This window comes from Pseudoxanthomonas sp. (assembly GCF_002863005.1).
GTDB lineage: Bacteria > Pseudomonadota > Gammaproteobacteria > Xanthomonadales > Xanthomonadaceae > Pseudoxanthomonas_A.
In genome coordinates this window covers 120,048-135,540 of sequence record NZ_PKDG01000052.1, presented here as the reverse complement: position 1 = coordinate 135,540, position 15,493 = coordinate 120,048, and the positions used below count along the sequence as shown (strand labels likewise).

Sequence of the window (15,493 nt, the reverse complement as noted above, 5' to 3'; positions counted from 1 at the left end):
GCCGACGCATGAGCGCATCGATCCTGCCGCGCCGGCGGCTTCGCAACCGCATGATGCTGGTGTTCGCGGCGTTCACGCTGGTGCTGGCCGCGCTGTTCGGCCTTTACACGCTGCTCTTCGTCTACACGGTCGAGGACCAGCTGTTCGACACGCTGCTCGAGCGCGAGGCCGCGACGCAACAGGATCACTACGCCGCGCACGGACGCTGGTCTCCGCCGCGGAACGGCTTCATGAGCGTGGTCGAGCGGCGCGATGATCTGCCCGACGGGATCGGCCGCGTGCTGCGCGAGGAGCCCGCACGAAGGGAGTTCGCCGGCGCGGACGGGCGCCACTACCACCTGCTTGCGCTGGATCCACCCGCACCGGCCCCACGGGCCTGGCTGGTCGCCGAAGTCAGCGGCCTGCTCGCGGTGCGGCCGATGCGTGGGGAAATGCTGCATTTGCTGGCCTGGACGGGCGCCATCGCCTTGGTGCTTGCGCTGCTCCTCGGCGGCTGGCTGGCGCGACGGACGACGGCACCGCTCTCGCGATTGGCGGACGCCGTCGGCGAAGCGACGCCGGAACGACTGCCGCCGCACTTCGCTGCCGGCTTCCCCGATGACGAGGTCGGGCTGCTCGCACGCCGCCTGGACGACCTGATCGGCCGCGTCCGCGCCTTCATCGATCGCGAACGCGAATTCACCCGCGACGCGAGCCATGAACTGCGCACGCCACTGACCGTGATCCGTGCCGCCAGCGAGCGACTTTCCGCCGACACGACGCTGAGTGCCGACGCGCGCGCCAGCGTCGAACATATCGGGCAGTCCGCTTCACACCTGGAGCAGACGGTCGCCCTGCTGCTGGCGCTGGCGCGCGAACAGCCCGCGCCTCCAACGGCGTCGACACCGGTGACGCGCGTAACCCCGCTGCTGGAGCGCGTCGTGGTGGAGCAGTCGCCCTTACTGGAAGGCAAGCACGTACAGGTGGCGGTCGAGGTGCCCGCGGATCTCACCAGTACGTTGACGGTGCCCGTGCTGCAGGTGCTGTTGGCCAACCTGATCGGGAATGCGTTCGCGCACACCCGCGAAGGCGACGTCGTCATCGTGGCCGACGGCGACACCCTCTGCGTCAGCAATCCCGGGCACGCGGTCCGCGAGGGCGATTTCGCGCCATTCGTGAAAGGCGAGGACAGCACAGGCTTCGGGCTCGGTCTGTCGATCGTGCGACGGCTGTGCGAACGGCACGCCATCGACCTGCGCTTCGAAAGCAGTGCGGACGGCAGCACCGCCCGCCTTCGTCTCCGCCAGGACGCTTCCGGATAGCTCAGCCCGGCATCGCGAACGCCCTGAGCGCGGCGTTCAGGCGCTTAAGGCCTTCTTCGACTTCCTCGTCGGTGATGTTCAGCGCCGGCACGAAACGCAGCACGTCCGGACCGGCCTGCAGCATCAGCAGGCCCTGCGCGGCAGCGAGGTCCAGTACCTCGCCTGCACGGCCTGCGTACTTCGCGTTGAGCACCGCCCCCAGCATCAGGCCGCGACCGCGCACCTGGGCGAACAGCCCGAGTTCCGCGTTGATCGTGTCCAGGCCTTTGCGCAGGGCGGCGGACTGGCGCGCCACGTTGTTGGCGATCTGTGGCGATGCCAGCTTGCGCAGCGCGACGCGCGCGACGGCGGCTGCCAGCGGGTTGCCGCCGAAGGTGGTGCCATGCGCACCGAACTGCATCACCTCGGCCACTTGCGGTCCGGCCAGCATCGCGCCGACCGGGAAGCCGCCGCCCAGCGCCTTGGCCAGGGTGACGATGTCCGGCACCACGCCATCCTGCCAGTGGGCGAACAGCGTGCCGGTACGGCCCATGCCGGCCTGGATCTCGTCCAGCACCAGCAGCGCGCCGTGGTGGTCGCACAGCTCGCGCACGCCGCGGAGGAAGCCGGAGGCAGCCGGCATCACTCCGCCCTCGCCCTGCACCGGCTCCAGCATCACCGCCGCCACGTCACCGCACGACATCGCGATCTCGAGTTGGGTCAGGTCGTTGAAGTCGACATAGCGGAAGCCGCCCGGCAGCGGTTCGTAGCCTTCCTGGTACTTGGGCTGTGCGGTCGCGGTGACCGTGGCGAGCGTGCGGCCGTGGAAACTGCCGCGGAAGGTCACGATGACGCGCTGGTCCGGCGCGCGCCCCTGCGAGGCCGCCCATTTGCGCACCAGCTTGATCGCGGCCTCGTTCGCTTCCGCACCGGAGTTGCACAGGAACACGCGTTCGGCGAAGCGCGAGGCGGTGACCAATTCTTCGGCCAACCGCAGCGGCGGCTCGCTGTAGAACACGTTGCTGGTGTGCCACAGCTTGCCGGCCTGTTCGGTCAGCGCCGCGACCAGGTCGGGGTCGTTGTGGCCCAGGCCGCAGACCGCGATGCCGGCGGACAGGTCCAGGTACTCGCGTCCTTCGCTGTCCCATACGCGTGCGCCCTGGCCGCGCGCCAGGATGACTTCGCGCGGACGATAGACGGGCAAGTAATAGCGCTGTCCGTTCGACAGCAGGTCGGGGGTCGTGGCGCTCATGGGCAGGCGGCAGGCGGGACGGAGGCCCATATTGTCACCCATGCAGACCCGTGCGACAGGTCGGCAGGGACGCCAGCGGCTTGCGTTGGTGCATCATGGCCTCCCATGAAGTTCCAGCCACGCTTTTTCTCCGATCCCCAGCTCAATCCCGCCACGGAGGACGGCTGGCGACGTCGCTGGTTCGACATCATCTACCGGCACGACACGCCGCCGTCGCGCAACTTCGACCTGGCGCTGGTGCTGGCGATCCTCGCCAGCGTAATCGTCATCATGCTCGACAGCGTGCAATCGTTCCACGCGCGCCACGCGGGAGTCCTCTACGCCCTGGAATGGGCGTTCACCCTGCTGTTCACGGCCGAATACGCGTTGAGGCTGGCGACCGTGCGTCGACCCCTGCGCTACGCCGTCAGCATCTGGGGCATCATCGACCTGCTGTCCATCCTGCCGACGTATCTGTCGGTGCTGGTGCCGGGCGCGCAAAGCCTGCTGGTGGTACGCATCCTGCGCATCCTGCGCCTGTTCCGCATCCTGAAACTGACCCAGTACGTCGAAGAGAGCGGGCAACTGGTGGGCGCGCTATGGCGAAGCCGCCGCAAGATCTTCGTCTTCGTCTGCGCGGTGCTGACGCTGGTCGTCATCTTCGGCGCGCTGATGTACGTGGTGGAAGGCCCGGACAATGGCTTCACCAGCATTCCCACCAGCATGTACTGGGCCATCGTGACCATGGCCACCGTCGGCTTCGGCGACATCGCACCGCAAACCACGGCAGGCAGGGCGATCACCTCGGTGCTGATCCTGATCGGCTACAGCATCATCGCGGTGCCCACCGGCATCTACACGGCGGAGCTCGCCAGCAGCCTGCGCGAAGCCTCGCACGAGCGCGGCCACCTGGATCGCCGCGGATGCACGGAATGCGGACTGGAGGGGCACGACCCCGACGCTCTTCACTGCCGCCATTGCGGCTCGCAACTGCCCGTGCCGATGGGGTGACGCGGTGGTCAGCCGGTGAACGCGATCTCGTCCGCCTGCAGCGCGCGGATGCCGACACCGAAGCTGCGGATCGCCGGCAACGTGGCGTTGTGGTGGGCGCGGATCTGCGCGGCGTCGGCATGCGCCTTGTCGTGGGTGGTGTGCGCGTCGGCGGCCAGCACGACGTGGTAGCCGTGCGCGGCGGCGCTGCGGGCCGTGGTGTCCACGCAGAACTCGGTGGCATAACCGCACAGCACCACGCCTTCCACGCCGCAGAACGACAGCACTTCGTCGAGCCCCGTGCGAAGGAAGGCATCCGGCGTGGCCTTGCGGATGCGATGGTCGCCTTCCACCACGCGCAGCGCCGGATGCAGGTCCCAACCCGGCGATCCGGCCTCCAGGTCGCCCGCGCGCTCGTGCTGCACGAAGATCACCGGCGCGGCGGCGTCGCGTGCCCTGTCGGCCAGCGCATTGATGCGCCCGATCACCGCGTCGGCCTCGGCCGGGGCTGGCTGCGGCTCGAACAGGCCACGCTGCACATCGATCACCACCAAGGCGAGATTCATCTTGCGGACTCCGGGCTCGGCGGGTTACCAGCTTCCCGTATTCGGCATCGAAAGCCAAGGTTCCTGCGGCGGCAGCGCTGCTCCCTTCTGCAGCAGTTCGATGGAGATCAGGTCCGGCGTGCGCACGAAGGCCATGCGGCCGTCGCGCGGCGGGCGGTTGATGGTGACGCCGCGCGACTGCAAGTGCGCACAGAGCGCATAGATGTCCTCGACCTCGAAGGCGAGATGCCCGAAGTTGCGCGCGCTGCCGTAGTCCTCCGGCGGCGTGCCGTCTTCCGGCGGCCAGTTGTAGGTCAGCTCGATTTCCGCCTCCGGATTGGCCGGTGCGCCGAAATACACCAGCGTGAAACGGCCCTGCGGGCTGTCCATGCGGCGGGTTTCGCGCAGGCCCAGACCGTCGGTGAGGAAGCAGCCGGTGGCGTCCAGGTCGTGGACACGGATCATGGCGTGCAGGTATCTCATGGGGACGTCTCGCGGGATCAGTCGAGGAAGAGATCGGGCAGCGGCGACAACGACGCATCGACGGCATAGCCGGAGAAATCGGTCGTACCCGCCTCGCGCAGCACTTCCTCGTCGATGAGGAAGTGGCCATGGAAGCCCCGCGCCTCGCGCACCAGCACGGCATGCGCGGCATCGGCCACGATCCGTGGCGTGCGGCAGCGCGGGATTTCGACACCGGGGATCATGTTCAGCGCATCGGTGGCGATGATGGTGCGTGGCCACAGGGCATTGACGGCGATCCCCCGGGGACCGAATTCCCCGGCAAGCCCCAGCGTCACGAAACTCATGCCCATCTTCGCCAGCGTGTAGCCGGTATGCGGCGCCCACCATTTCGGATCGAGCGACGGCGGCGGCGCCAGCGTCAGGATGTGCGGATTCGCCGCCTGCGTCAGATACGGCAGGCAGGCCTGCGCGCAAAGGAAACTGCCGCGCGCATTCACTTGCTGCATCAGGTCGAAGCGCTTCATCGGCGTGTCCAGCGCGCCGGCCAGCCAGATGGCGCTGGCATTGTTGACCAGGATGTCGATGCCGCCGAAGGCATCGGCGGTCGCCGCCATCGCCGCCTTCACGTCGTCCTCTTCGCGGATGTCGCACTTCAGCGCCAGTCCGCGCCCCCCCGCTTCATTGACCGCCTGCGCGGCGGTGTGGATGGTGCCAGGCAGCTTTGGGTTAGGTACCGAGGATTTGGCTGCGATCGCCACGTTGGCGCCATCGCGCGCGGCGCGCAGCGCGATGGCCAGGCCGATGCCACGCGAGGCACCGGTGATGAAGAGGGTCTTGCCGGCGAGTGTCATGGCATGTCCTTGTGGCGTGTGTCGTGCGCGGTCAATGCTCACTGCGGGAGCGCCCCATGGACGCGATGGTGTCCGTTCCGCACGGAGAGGGAGCATTGCGCCCGCGGGGCGCTCCTGCAGATCGGGACAGGGCAGACATCACGGCTTCGGCCCCTGCCCTTCGTTGTCTTCCCACTTCAGCAGCCGGCGCGTGATGAAGCGATAGACCGGCTTGCCGGTACGGAACCACAGGTCGCGCACCCAGGAGGTGCGCTTGAGCACGCGCCGCTCGACCGGCGTGATCGAGGCCGGGCAATACATGCGCTTGTGCTTGAGCAGGTGGCGCAGGTCCTGCCGTGCCAGCAGGCGCATCCAGCGCGAGCGCGGCTGTCCGCGCGTGGCGAGCTGGAAATCGATGATGCCCGGACGGCCATCGGCCAGCACCAGCCAGTTGGCTTCCTTGGCCAGGTCGTTGTGCGCGATGCCGCGGCGATGCAGTTGTTGCAGCAGCCTGCGTGCGCGCCGGAAATAGGCGACGTCGCCGCGTGGCGGGCGCTGGTACATCGCCGCGCCGTCCATGTAGCTGCGATCCAGCCGCCCCCCGGTCCAGTCGAGCAGTTGCGGGACATCGGCCATGCCGGCGACCCGGCGAAGCGCGAGCGCCTCGCGTCGCGCCAGCCACCACGCCGGCAAGCGCAGCCAGAGCGGGACGTGCGCGAGGTCGCGGCGTACGAAGGGCCCCTCCGCTCCCTGCATCAACGAGATGCGGCCGAAGCTGTCGGCCTTGAGGGCGGCGATTTCGGAAGGCGAGTGCAAGTCCACCCGGTCATTCTACGTCCATAGGTCGCAGACGCGGGTCATGTAGCGCCGCCTATAATCCGCCGATGGAAGCCTCCTGGTTCGACAACCTGCTGGCCTGGATCAGCGCGCATCCCGTGGCCGCAGGGCTGGTGATCTTCGCGATCGCGTTCTGCGATGCGGTCATCATCCTGGGCGCCATCGTGCCGGCCCTGCCATTGCTGTTCGCGGTGGGCGTGCTGATCGGCCTGGGCGAGATTTCCGGCCCCTATGCCGTTGCCTGCGCCACGCTGGGCGCGCTCATCGGTGATGCGACCAGCTATTGGGTCGGCCATCGCTGGGGCCAGCAGCTGCGCACCGTGTGGCCATTCCGCCGGTATCCGCAGCTCCTGGACCGGGGCGAACTGCTGTTCCGCCGCAATGCGTGGAAGAGCCTCTTCATCGCGCGCTTCGTCGGCCCGATCCGGCCGTTCGTGCCGGCCGTCGCCGGCATCTCGCGCATGCCGATGCGCCGCTACCTCGTGGCCAGTGGCGCGGCGTGCGTCGCGTGGGCCGTCGGATTCCTGCTGCCGGGCTGGGTGCTGGGGCATGCCTACGATGCCGTGGCCGCCGTGGCCGGCCGACTGGCGCTGGTGCTCGGGCTGCTGGTGCTGGTGATCGCGCTGGCATGGGCGCTGGTGCTGTACACCTATCGATGGTTCGCTGCGCATGCCGACGCATTGTTGGCACGCGCCCTGGCGTGGTCGCACGCGCATCCGGTGCTGGGGCGGTATACCGCGGCCGTGTTCGAGCCGACACGGCGCGAATCGGTGCCGCTGGCGCTGCTCGCGATCCTGCTATTGGCGATCGTCTGGGTGTGGTTTGCCTTCCTGGTGATCGTGATCGGCCACGGCGAACCGTTGGCGATCGACCTGTGGGTGTACGAGCTGATGCGCGCCCTGCGCAACCCGCTCGCGGACTATCCGCTGGCGGCCATCGCGTCCCTGGGCGACGAACAGGTGCTGGCGCCGGCATCGTTGCTGGTGCTCGGCTACCTGTGCTGGCGCAAGCGCTGGATGGCGGCCGCGCATTGGTTGGCGGCCATCGCCTTCGGCCTGGCGCTGACGGCGTGGCTGGGCGCCTCGGTGGATATCCCGAAGCCGCCGAGCGTCAGCAGCGGGTTCGGTTTCCCGTCCATCGCGGTCACGATGTCGACCATCACCTTCGGCTTCTTCGCCGTGCTGATCGCACGCGAGCTGCCGGGCCGCACGCGCGTGTGGCCCTATCTGGTCTCGGGCATCGTGGTGGCGCTCATCGGGTTCGCGCGCATCTACCTGGGTGCGCACTGGATCAGCGACATCATCGGCGGCATGTTGTTCGGCCTGGTGTGGCTGCTGGTACTGGGCATCGCCTACCGGCGCCGCATGGTCCGCTCGTTCTGGATCAAGCCGATCGCGTGGCTGTTCTACGGCAGCTTCGTGCTGGCCGGGCTGTGGCATGCGCCGCGCAACGTCGAGCACATGCTGGCGCAGTTCCAGGCGCCGGTGATCGAACGCAGCGTCGCCTTGCAGGCCTGGTGGGCCGAGGGATGGCAATCGCTGCCTGCGCGCCGCAACGAATTCGACGACGAACAGCGCTGGCCGCTGGACGTGCAGGTCGCCGGTCCGCTGGCACCGCTGAAAGCGAGCCTGGTGGCCGACGGCTGGCGCGAGCAGCCGCAGGCAGGTTGGGAAGAGGCGCTGAACCTGCTGGACAGCGACCTGCCGGACGACGCGCAGCCCGTCCTGCCCGCCACACTCGATACGCGTGCAGAGAGCCTGCTGATGCTGCGCCAGGGCGCGCAGCCGGGCGAGGTGTTCGTGCTGCGCCTGTGGCCGGCGGACACCCGCTTGCAGCCCGGCGACGTGCCGCTTTGGATCGGCAGTGCGCAGGTACTGCGGCAGCACCGCGCATTCAACCTTGTGCGCGTGTGGCGTCCGCTGTCCGAGGCCCAGACGGCGCTTGAGGCGGTGACGCAGGCCACCACCGGACTTGACCACGCGATCGCGCCGCACCCGGAATCCGGACTGCCGGTAGTGCGGTTGCGCACCGACGACGGGCAGGCCACGCCTCGCTGAGTCTTGCAGGGGAAACGCAGAGCGCCGCTTGCTCCGCGGGTCCCCGCCAGCAGTCCGCCGTGACGAAGGCTCGCAGAGCGAGCACGCTCGACCCTGCGGCGACAGGGTCAGTCGATCCACTCCAGCAGCCGCTGCAGGCGCGCATGCACATCGTCTTCCTGCAGGATCGATACCCGCTGTTCGGCGGTGATCGGCAACACCTGCGCCAGTCGCCATCCGACCCACGCCGCCTGTTCGAAGATGCGCGGCGGCAGGCCTGCCAGGTCGCTGCCGGCCTTTTCCATCATGGTCTGCAGCAGGGTGCCCAGCAGCGCATGTTCGGGACGCAGCGCGTCGGCGCTGTCGGCGGCGAGCCAGTCGACATCCGCCATCACCAGCCCGTTGTCGCGTACGCGCGTACGCACCACATGGAACCGCCGGTGGCCACGTACCCGCAGCGCCAGCAATCCGTCGCTGCCGGTGTCGAAGTCCTCGATACGCGCCTCGACGCCGTAGGCGGCCGGCGTGGCGGGCGCACCCGCTTCGCTGCCCTCCAGGATCAGGCACACACCGAAACCGCTCCCGGACCGTCCGCAGTCGCGTACCAGATCTAGATAGCGTCGCTCGAAGATGCGCAGGTCCAGCCCCGCACCCGGCAGCAGCACGTTGTGCAACGGGAACAGCGGCAACGATTCGTGCGCCACGATCGCTGCCTCAGCCCTGCAGGGCCGCCAGGAAGCGGCGCGGCGCCCCGTCGAAGCCACCGTTCGACATGAACACCACGTGGTCGCCGGGACGTGCCTGCGCCTTCAACGCGGCGATCAGCGCATCGACGTCGGGCACGGTCCGTGCCTCGCCCCGGATCGCGGCCACCACCTTGCCCGCATCCCACGCCAGTTCGGGACGATGCAGGAACACCACCGCATCGGCGATGTCGAGCGACGGCGCCAGCGCATCGGCATGCGCGCCGGAACGCATCGAATTGCTGCGCGGCTCCATGGCCACCAGGATGCGCGCCTCGCCGACGCGCGCGCGCAGGCCTTCGAGCGTCGTATGGATCGCGGTGGGGTGATGGGCGAAGTCGTCGTAGAGGGTGATGCCGTCGTGCTGGCCGATCACCTCGAGCCGGCGCTTCACGCTGCGGAAAGCCGCCAGCGCCTGCAGCACGGTGGACACGTCCACGCCAACGGCATTGCAGGCGGCGAGCGCGGCCAGGCCGTTGAGCACGTTGTGGCGACCCAGCATCGGCCAGTGCACCTCGCCGATCTCGATGCCATGGTGGCGCACCGCGAACGCGCTTCCGTCGTCGCGGATCAGGCGCGCACTCCATTCCAGCGTCGCGTCGAAGCCGAAGCGTTCGACGGGCGTCCAGCATCCCATCGCCAGCACCTCGGCCAGGCGTGCGTCCTCGCCATTGACGATCAGGCGGCCACGGCGCGGCACGGTACGCACGAGATGGTGGAACTGGCGCTGGATCGCGGCCACGTCCGGGAAGATGTCGGCGTGGTCGTATTCCAGGTTGTTGAGGATGGCCACCAGCGGCCGATAGTGGACGAACTTGCTGCGCTTGTCGAAGAACGCGGTGTCGTACTCGTCCGCCTCGACGACGAACTCTCGACCACCCCCGATGCGCGCGGATGCGCCGAAATCCTCTGCCACGCCGCCGATCAGGAAGCCCGGCGAGCGGCCGGCGGCTTCCAGCAGGTAAGTCAGGATGGTCGTGGTGGTGGTCTTGCCGTGCGTGCCGGCGACCGCAAGCGTGTCGCGGCCGGGCAGCACGCGTTCGGACAGCCATTGCGCCCCGGAGATGTAGCGACGTCCCTGATCGAGGACGGCTTCCACTGCAGGGTTGCCGCGCGACAGCGCGTTGCCGATGACGATCTCGTCGCAGTCCGGCGCGATGTTCTGCGGCTGGTAGCCCTGCGCCAGTGCGATGCCGAGCGTCTCGAGCTGCGTCGACATGGGTGGATAGATGGCCTGGTCGCTGCCTTCGACCGTATGGCCGAGTTCGCGCGCCAACGCGGCGACGCCGCCCATGAAGGTGCCGGCGATGCCGAGGATGTGGATCTTCAAGACAGGAATTCCGTGGAAACTCCGCAGACTTTAGCCGAGCGGACGGGGTTCGGCACGAGGGCGGCGGGAGGTGCCGCCGCGCCATCGAAAAGGCCCCGACGATGCGGGGCCTTTCCAGACGCGTGCCGGTGCGGAGAGGTGGACCTCAGCCCACTTCCTTGGCCGGCGCCAGCGCCTCGGTGATGCGGGTGAACACCTCGTCCAGCGAGCCGACGCCGTCGACGACGGTCAGCTCGCCCTGCTGGCGATAGAAGTCGATGACGGGCGCGGTCTGGTCGGTGTAGACCTGCAGGCGCTTGCGCACCGATTCCGGATTGTCGTCGGCGCGGCCTTCGGCCTTGGCGCGGCCGGCGATGCGCTCCACCAGCAGTTCGGTAGGCACCTCCAGCTGCACGGCGAAGTCGAACTTCTGCCCCAGCTTGGCCAGCAGCTGGCCCAGTGCGGCGGCCTGCACCAGGTTGCGCGGGTAGCCGTCGAGGATGAAGCCGGCTTTCGTGTCATCGCGGGAGAAGCGGTCTTCCAGCATGCCGAGCAGGATGTCGTCGCTGACCAGTTCGCCGCGCGCCATCACTTCCTTCGCCTGCAGACCCAGCGGGCTACCAGCGGCGACTTCGGCGCGCAGCAGGTCGCCGGTGGAAATATGCGGCACCTGCAGGTAGTCCTTCAGGCGCGCCGCCTGAGTGCCCTTGCCCGACCCGGGTGGGCCCAGTAGAACCAATCGCATGCTGTCACTCCCGAAACTGGAATCCTGCGGGCGGTGGACCGCGCCGGGCGCCGGGCGCCGCGCTGCACCGCGTCATCTGTGTGAAGCTTACCGCATCCCCGCACCCCGGAACGAACCCCACATGGCGCCTGGCACCCTACTTTATGCGCAGTCCGGCGGTGTCACCGCCGTCATCAATGCCTCTGCCTCAGCGGTCATCACCGAAGCGCGGGCCCGCAAAATCAAGGTCTTGGCCGCGCGCAACGGCATCCTCGGTGCGCTGCGCGAAGAGCTGATCGATACCAGCAAGGAGTCGGCCGCGGCCATCCGCGCCCTCGCCCATACACCCGGCGGCGCCTTCGGCAGCTGCCGGGTCAAGCTGAAGTCGCTGGAGGCCGACCGCGCTAAGTACGAGCGCCTGCTCGCCGTGCTGAAAGCGCACGACGTGCGCTACTTCCTCTACAACGGCGGCAACGACTCCGCTGACACCGCCTGGAAAGTCTCGCAGCTGGCCCAGGCATTCGATTACCCCCTGACCTGCATCGGCGTACCGAAGACGGTGGACAACGACCTCGCCGTCACCGACACCTGCCCCGGCTTCGGCTCGGCGGCGAAGTACACCGCCGTCTCCGTGCGCGAAGCCGCGCTCGACGTGGCCGCAATGGCGGAAACCTCCACCAAGGTGTTCGTCTACGAGGCCATGGGTCGCCACGCCGGCTGGCTGGCGGCCGCCGCTGGCCTGGCCGGGCAGTCGCCTGACGAGGCGCCGCACATCATCCTGTTCCCCGAGCGCGCTTACGACGAGACGCAGTTCCTCGCGCAGGTGAAGAAGGTCGTCGACCGCGTTGGTTGGTGCGTGGTGGTGGCCAGCGAAGGCATCCAGCACGCTGATGGGCGCTTCGTCGCCGATGCCGGCGGCGGCAAGGACTCGTTCGGCCACACCCAGCTGGGTGGCGTCGCGTCGTACCTGGCCGGACGCGTGAAGGACCAGCTAGGCCTGAAGGTGCACTGGACCCTGCCCGACTACCTGCAGCGCTCGGCACGCCACATCGCCTCGAAGACCGATTGGGAACAGGCGCAGGCCGTCGGCAAGGCCGCAGTGCAGTTCGCCCTGAAGGGACAGAACGCGGTGATGCCGGTGATCGTGCGCACGTCCGATGCGCCGTTCCGGTGGAAGATCGAGGCCGCGCCGTTGTCGAGGGTGGCGAACCACGAGAAGAAGTTCCCGCCCACCTTCATCCGCAAGGACGGCTACGGCATCACCGACAAGGCGCGCGCCTATCTGCAGCCGCTGATCCGTGGCGAAGCCTATCCGCCCTACGGCAACGATGGCCTGCCCAAGTACGTCGCGCTGAAGAACGTGGCGGTGAAGAAGAAGCTGCCTGCATGGGAAGGATGAACCCGCTGGCTACCCCGCTGCTCGGAATCACGCGATGAAGCAGGCATTGCCGCGTCGCGCCTGGCTTTTCCTGGCGATGGTCGCATGCGCTGCCCTCTGGGAAGCGCGTGCCGATCTGTTCGAGATCCACGACGCCGCCCTCGCGCGTCATGCGTCCCTGGACGCCGCGCACCGGGCGCCATGATCCGCATCGTCCGCCTTGGCGCGCCGCGCGCGAAGGACGAAGGCCTGCGCATCGGCACGGTGCGCCGGCCGCCGCGTGGCGTGCCGAAGGCGGCGTTCGCGTCGCAGGACTGGTACGACGTGTGGTATCCCAATCTCGCGCCCAGCGCCGGGCTGGTGAAGGAAGCACAGGGTGCCGCCACGCCCCAGGCGTGGGCCGCCTTCGTGAAGAAGTACCGCGCGGAGATGGCCACGCCGGAGAACGCCCATACGTTGGACCTGCTTGCTGCGCTGTCGCAGGCCAGTGCGTTTTCGGTGGGCTGCTATTGCGAAGACGAGGCACGCTGCCATCGGTCGGTGCTGCGCGGGCTGCTGGCCGAACGTGGCGCGGCCATCGCAGGGGAATGACTTCAGGCACCGTCGCGGCGACTTCGGCGGTGCTAGCGTGCGCCCACCATCAAGCGAGGGGAGACTGCCATGTTCCGCAAAGTGCTGATCGGCTTGCTGGCCGTCGCCATCGGCCTCGCCATCGCAGGTGCGGGCTACCGCTTCGGGCAGTACCTGGCGCAGAAGGACGATGCGGCTTCACCGGCACCCGCAACGTCCTGAGCGCGCACGTCCACCGCGCTAGCATGGCGCCATGGATGACCTGCTCGCCACACTGACGGCCCTCGAAACCGAGCTCCACCACCCCGGCGCGACCTGCACGCGCGAGCGGCTGGAGCGCCTGCTGCATCCGGAGTTCCACGAAGTCGGTCGCTCCGGCACGCGCTACGCCCGCCAGAGGGTGATCGACTTCCTGGCGGATCGTGCTCCGTTGCCGCCCGTGGTCGCATGCGACCACCGCGTCGAACGGCTTGCCGACGACGTCGCGCTGCTGCACTTCGCGTCGCATGAAGTGGCCGTGGACGGCACGCACCGCCACGCGGCGTTGCGGATGTCCGTCTGGCGGCGCACCCCGCTGGGCTGGCAGCTTCACTACCACCAGGGCACCCCGGCCGACACCTGATCCGCAGGCATCGTCGGCGCCCGGACCCGACTCCATTCTCTTGCGACGCCCCGCTTGGCGGCGCGCCCGTGCTGCGTTAGCGTAGCCGCCCAGGGGAGGGAGGATGGCGACAGCAAGGAAACGCGCGGGCATCGGCCTGCTGGCCGGCATGTGGGTCCTGGCCTGCGGTGCACAGGATGTACCTTCCCCGACAGACGCGCCGACGACGGAAACGAGTTCCTTCATCACGCCCACGCAGCTCGCGTGCTGCGAGCTGCCGGAGGGCACTCCCGTGCGGCTCGAAATCCTCGACCCCATCAGCTCTGCCCGCGCCAAGCGCGGCGATGCCTTCCGGGTGCGCGTGCAGGAGGACGTCGGCATCGAGGGCATCGTCGTGCTGCCTGCAGGGACGGAGGGCGTCGGCGAGATCGTCCACGCGGAGCCATCGCGCGGTGGGGGCAAGCCTGGGGAACTGATCCTCGCTGCACGGCGGCTGCAGCTGGGCGACCGCGAGGTGAGGCTGCGCGGCCTCAAGCTCGGCGGTGCCGGCAAGGACACGAGCGGCGTAGCGTTGGGCGTCGCGGTCGGCATCGGCCCGTTCGCACACTTCATCCATGGCAAGGAAATCGAGATTCCTGCCCTGACCACCGGCACGGCCAAGTTGGCCGAGCCCTTGCAGGCGGCACCCACGTCCGATGCATCCGGGGCGACAGCCGACCCTGCGGCGCCGGAACGCGCGACCCTACCCCCCAGCACCATCCCATCCCATCAACCGGAGTGATCCCGCATGCGTTATCCGCTCAACCGTGCCCTGCTGTGCTTGACCCTCTTGCTGCTGCCGGCCGTCGCCGTCCATGCCCAATCGCAGGACGCCCCGGCTGCCGCAGAGACTGCCGCTCCTGCCGCCGAAGCACCCGCAGCGCCCACGGGCGGCCTGGTGGGTGCTCCTGCGGATGGGATGGGCCAGGTCGTGTTCTTCCGCGAGAAAAAATTCGCGGGTGCGGCCGTCAAGTACAAAGTGCGTGAAGGCGAGACCGAGTTGGGCAAGCTGAGCAGTGGTACCTACTTCATCGCTTCCGTGGCACCGGGTACCCACCAGTACACCGTGCACTCCGAGGCCAAGGACGTGCTGACGCTGGAAGTGGAGGCGGGCGAAACCTACTACGTGCTGGGTTCGATCACGATGGGCTTCATGGCGGGCCGCCCGAACCTGTCGCCCTCCGACGAGGCAGCCTTCAACGGCATGGCGAAAGACCTGAAGCCCGCCAAGAAGTAAGAGAAGGCAACGGTCCCGCGGTGACGGCCTCGCAAGAGGCCGTCACCGTTTTCATTTGCAGCCTTTGCCTTCGATGTCGAGACGGGCCGCGAACAGCGTGAGCGACGGCGCCTGCGCGGCTCCCGCGGCCTGCTGCTTCGCCTCCTGCAGGTAGATGCGCGACTGGCCCTGGCCATCGGCGGCCGGCGGCGTCGCACTGCCCGGCTTGCGCCACACGCGCACGACGGCCTGCCGCGACGGGCAGGCCGCGTCCGGGACGCGGATGATGTCGTTGAGTTTCCAGCCTGCGGCCAGGGAAGGCTTTGCCTTCTCGATATCGACGAAGCGCGCGCGGGGCTGGCACTGCGGACTGGTGCGCACGGGCGCGAAACGATAAGGCTGCGCGGCATCGCCCGTGAAGGCGCCCTCCAGGCGCGCGCAGGCCTCGGGAATCTGTCGCAGCGTGTGCACGGTGCCGACGGCCTGCGGCGTGCCCGCCGGGCGCTGGATCTCGGGTGCGGGATCGGCGGCGCGGGCCGGCGTTGCGATCGCCAGGCAAGCGGCGAGCAGCGGAAGTGCGACGGTCTGGCGCATGGCAACTCCTTGGAGCCGGTACGAAAACGGGATGCGGGCCGCAAGGCTGGCACGGAGCGGCTGAACCGCCGCGTCACCGCTGGCGGCCCGCAGCGCATCCGGTCA

At 68.6% G+C, this 15,493-nt stretch carries 19 protein-coding genes; 10 read left to right on the top strand and 9 right to left on the bottom strand.

From position 1 onward, the window contains the following. On the top strand, positions 1 to 1,301 hold a 1,301-nt coding region (locus CYU89_RS17965; protein ID WP_296282899.1), incomplete at its 5' end, for a HAMP domain-containing sensor histidine kinase. Position 1,302: 1 nt separating this feature from the next. On the opposite strand, the gene CYU89_RS17960 is transcribed toward CYU89_RS17965, so the two are convergent. Further along, entirely contained in the window at positions 1,303 to 2,532 is a 1,230-nt protein-coding gene (locus tag CYU89_RS17960) for an acetylornithine transaminase (RefSeq protein ID WP_296282898.1), read from the bottom strand. A gap of 105 nt (positions 2,533 to 2,637) precedes the next feature. On the opposite strand from CYU89_RS17960, the gene CYU89_RS17955 reads away from it, so the two are divergent. Further along, positions 2,638 to 3,522: an ion transporter gene (locus CYU89_RS17955; protein WP_296282897.1), complete on the top strand. Its 885-nt coding sequence runs from the start codon at positions 2,638 to 2,640 to the stop codon at positions 3,520 to 3,522. Between the two features lie 8 nt (positions 3,523 to 3,530). On the opposite strand, the gene CYU89_RS17950 is transcribed toward CYU89_RS17955, so the two are convergent. From CYU89_RS17950 to CYU89_RS17935, 4 genes are all read right to left on the bottom strand, one after another. Beyond that, entirely contained in the window at positions 3,531 to 4,067 is a 537-nt protein-coding gene (locus CYU89_RS17950; RefSeq protein WP_296282896.1) for an isochorismatase family protein, read from the bottom strand. A gap of 24 nt (positions 4,068 to 4,091) precedes the next feature. Next, entirely contained in the window at positions 4,092 to 4,529 is a 438-nt protein-coding gene (locus CYU89_RS17945; protein ID WP_296282895.1) for a VOC family protein, read from the bottom strand. A gap of 17 nt (positions 4,530 to 4,546) precedes the next feature. Beyond that, positions 4,547 to 5,362, bottom strand: a complete 816-nt coding sequence (locus CYU89_RS17940) for an NAD(P)-dependent oxidoreductase (RefSeq protein ID WP_296282894.1) — start codon at positions 5,360 to 5,362, stop codon at positions 4,547 to 4,549. A 138-nt stretch (positions 5,363 to 5,500) separates the two neighbouring features. Further along, positions 5,501 to 6,097, bottom strand: a complete 597-nt coding sequence (locus CYU89_RS17935; RefSeq protein WP_296282907.1) for a phosphotransferase — start codon at positions 6,095 to 6,097, stop codon at positions 5,501 to 5,503. A gap of 128 nt (positions 6,098 to 6,225) precedes the next feature. Between CYU89_RS17935 and CYU89_RS17930 the strand changes: the two genes are divergently transcribed. Next, complete coding sequence (locus CYU89_RS17930) at positions 6,226 to 8,235, top strand: bifunctional DedA family/phosphatase PAP2 family protein (protein WP_296282893.1); 2,010 nt, start codon at positions 6,226 to 6,228, stop codon at positions 8,233 to 8,235. 107 nt (positions 8,236 to 8,342) lie between these two features. Here the strand turns inward: CYU89_RS17930 and CYU89_RS17925 are convergent, their stop codons facing one another. The 3 genes from CYU89_RS17925 to CYU89_RS17915 all read right to left on the bottom strand — a co-directional run bounded on the left by CYU89_RS17925 (position 8,343) and on the right by CYU89_RS17915 (position 11,011). Continuing rightward, positions 8,343 to 8,921 (bottom strand): LON peptidase substrate-binding domain-containing protein, encoded by a 579-nt coding sequence (locus tag CYU89_RS17925; protein WP_296282906.1) that lies wholly within the window; start codon positions 8,919 to 8,921, stop codon positions 8,343 to 8,345. A 7-nt stretch (positions 8,922 to 8,928) separates the two neighbouring features. Further along, complete coding sequence (mpl, locus tag CYU89_RS17920; RefSeq protein WP_296282905.1) at positions 8,929 to 10,296, bottom strand: UDP-N-acetylmuramate:L-alanyl-gamma-D-glutamyl-meso-diaminopimelate ligase; 1,368 nt, start codon at positions 10,294 to 10,296, stop codon at positions 8,929 to 8,931. Positions 10,297 to 10,432: 136 nt separating this feature from the next. After that, positions 10,433 to 11,011 (bottom strand): adenylate kinase, encoded by a 579-nt coding sequence (locus CYU89_RS17915; protein WP_192310496.1) that lies wholly within the window; start codon positions 11,009 to 11,011, stop codon positions 10,433 to 10,435. 121 nt (positions 11,012 to 11,132) lie between these two features. On the opposite strand from CYU89_RS17915, the gene CYU89_RS17910 reads away from it, so the two are divergent. The 7 genes from CYU89_RS17910 (at position 11,133) to CYU89_RS17880 (ending at position 14,815) form a co-directional block, all read left to right on the top strand. Further along, complete coding sequence (locus CYU89_RS17910; protein WP_296282892.1) at positions 11,133 to 12,389, top strand: 6-phosphofructokinase; 1,257 nt, start codon at positions 11,133 to 11,135, stop codon at positions 12,387 to 12,389. A gap of 34 nt (positions 12,390 to 12,423) precedes the next feature. Next, complete coding sequence (locus tag CYU89_RS17905) at positions 12,424 to 12,573, top strand: hypothetical protein (RefSeq protein ID WP_296282891.1); 150 nt, start codon at positions 12,424 to 12,426, stop codon at positions 12,571 to 12,573. After that, complete coding sequence (locus CYU89_RS17900) at positions 12,570 to 12,959, top strand: DUF488 family protein (protein ID WP_296282890.1); 390 nt, start codon at positions 12,570 to 12,572, stop codon at positions 12,957 to 12,959. Before CYU89_RS17905 ends, CYU89_RS17900 begins: the two co-directional genes overlap by 4 nt. 69 nt (positions 12,960 to 13,028) lie before the next feature. After that, positions 13,029 to 13,160, top strand: coding sequence for a hypothetical protein (locus CYU89_RS17895; protein WP_296282889.1), 132 nt, complete (start codon positions 13,029 to 13,031; stop codon positions 13,158 to 13,160). A 31-nt stretch (positions 13,161 to 13,191) separates the two neighbouring features. Then, positions 13,192 to 13,560, top strand: a complete 369-nt coding sequence (locus CYU89_RS17890) for a DUF4440 domain-containing protein (RefSeq protein ID WP_296282888.1) — start codon at positions 13,192 to 13,194, stop codon at positions 13,558 to 13,560. Positions 13,561 to 13,663: 103 nt separating this feature from the next. Next, the gene (locus tag CYU89_RS17885; RefSeq protein WP_296282887.1) at positions 13,664 to 14,320 is read left to right on the top strand and encodes a hypothetical protein; all 657 of its coding nucleotides are present in this window, start codon (positions 13,664 to 13,666) and stop codon (positions 14,318 to 14,320) included. Between the two features lie 6 nt (positions 14,321 to 14,326). Continuing rightward, positions 14,327 to 14,815 (top strand): DUF2846 domain-containing protein, encoded by a 489-nt coding sequence (locus CYU89_RS17880; protein WP_296282886.1) that lies wholly within the window; start codon positions 14,327 to 14,329, stop codon positions 14,813 to 14,815. 51 nt (positions 14,816 to 14,866) lie between these two features. Here the strand turns inward: CYU89_RS17880 and CYU89_RS17875 are convergent, their stop codons facing one another. Beyond that, the gene (locus CYU89_RS17875) at positions 14,867 to 15,388 is read right to left on the bottom strand and encodes a hypothetical protein (RefSeq protein WP_296282885.1); all 522 of its coding nucleotides are present in this window, start codon (positions 15,386 to 15,388) and stop codon (positions 14,867 to 14,869) included. Positions 15,389 to 15,493 lie beyond the last annotated feature (105 nt).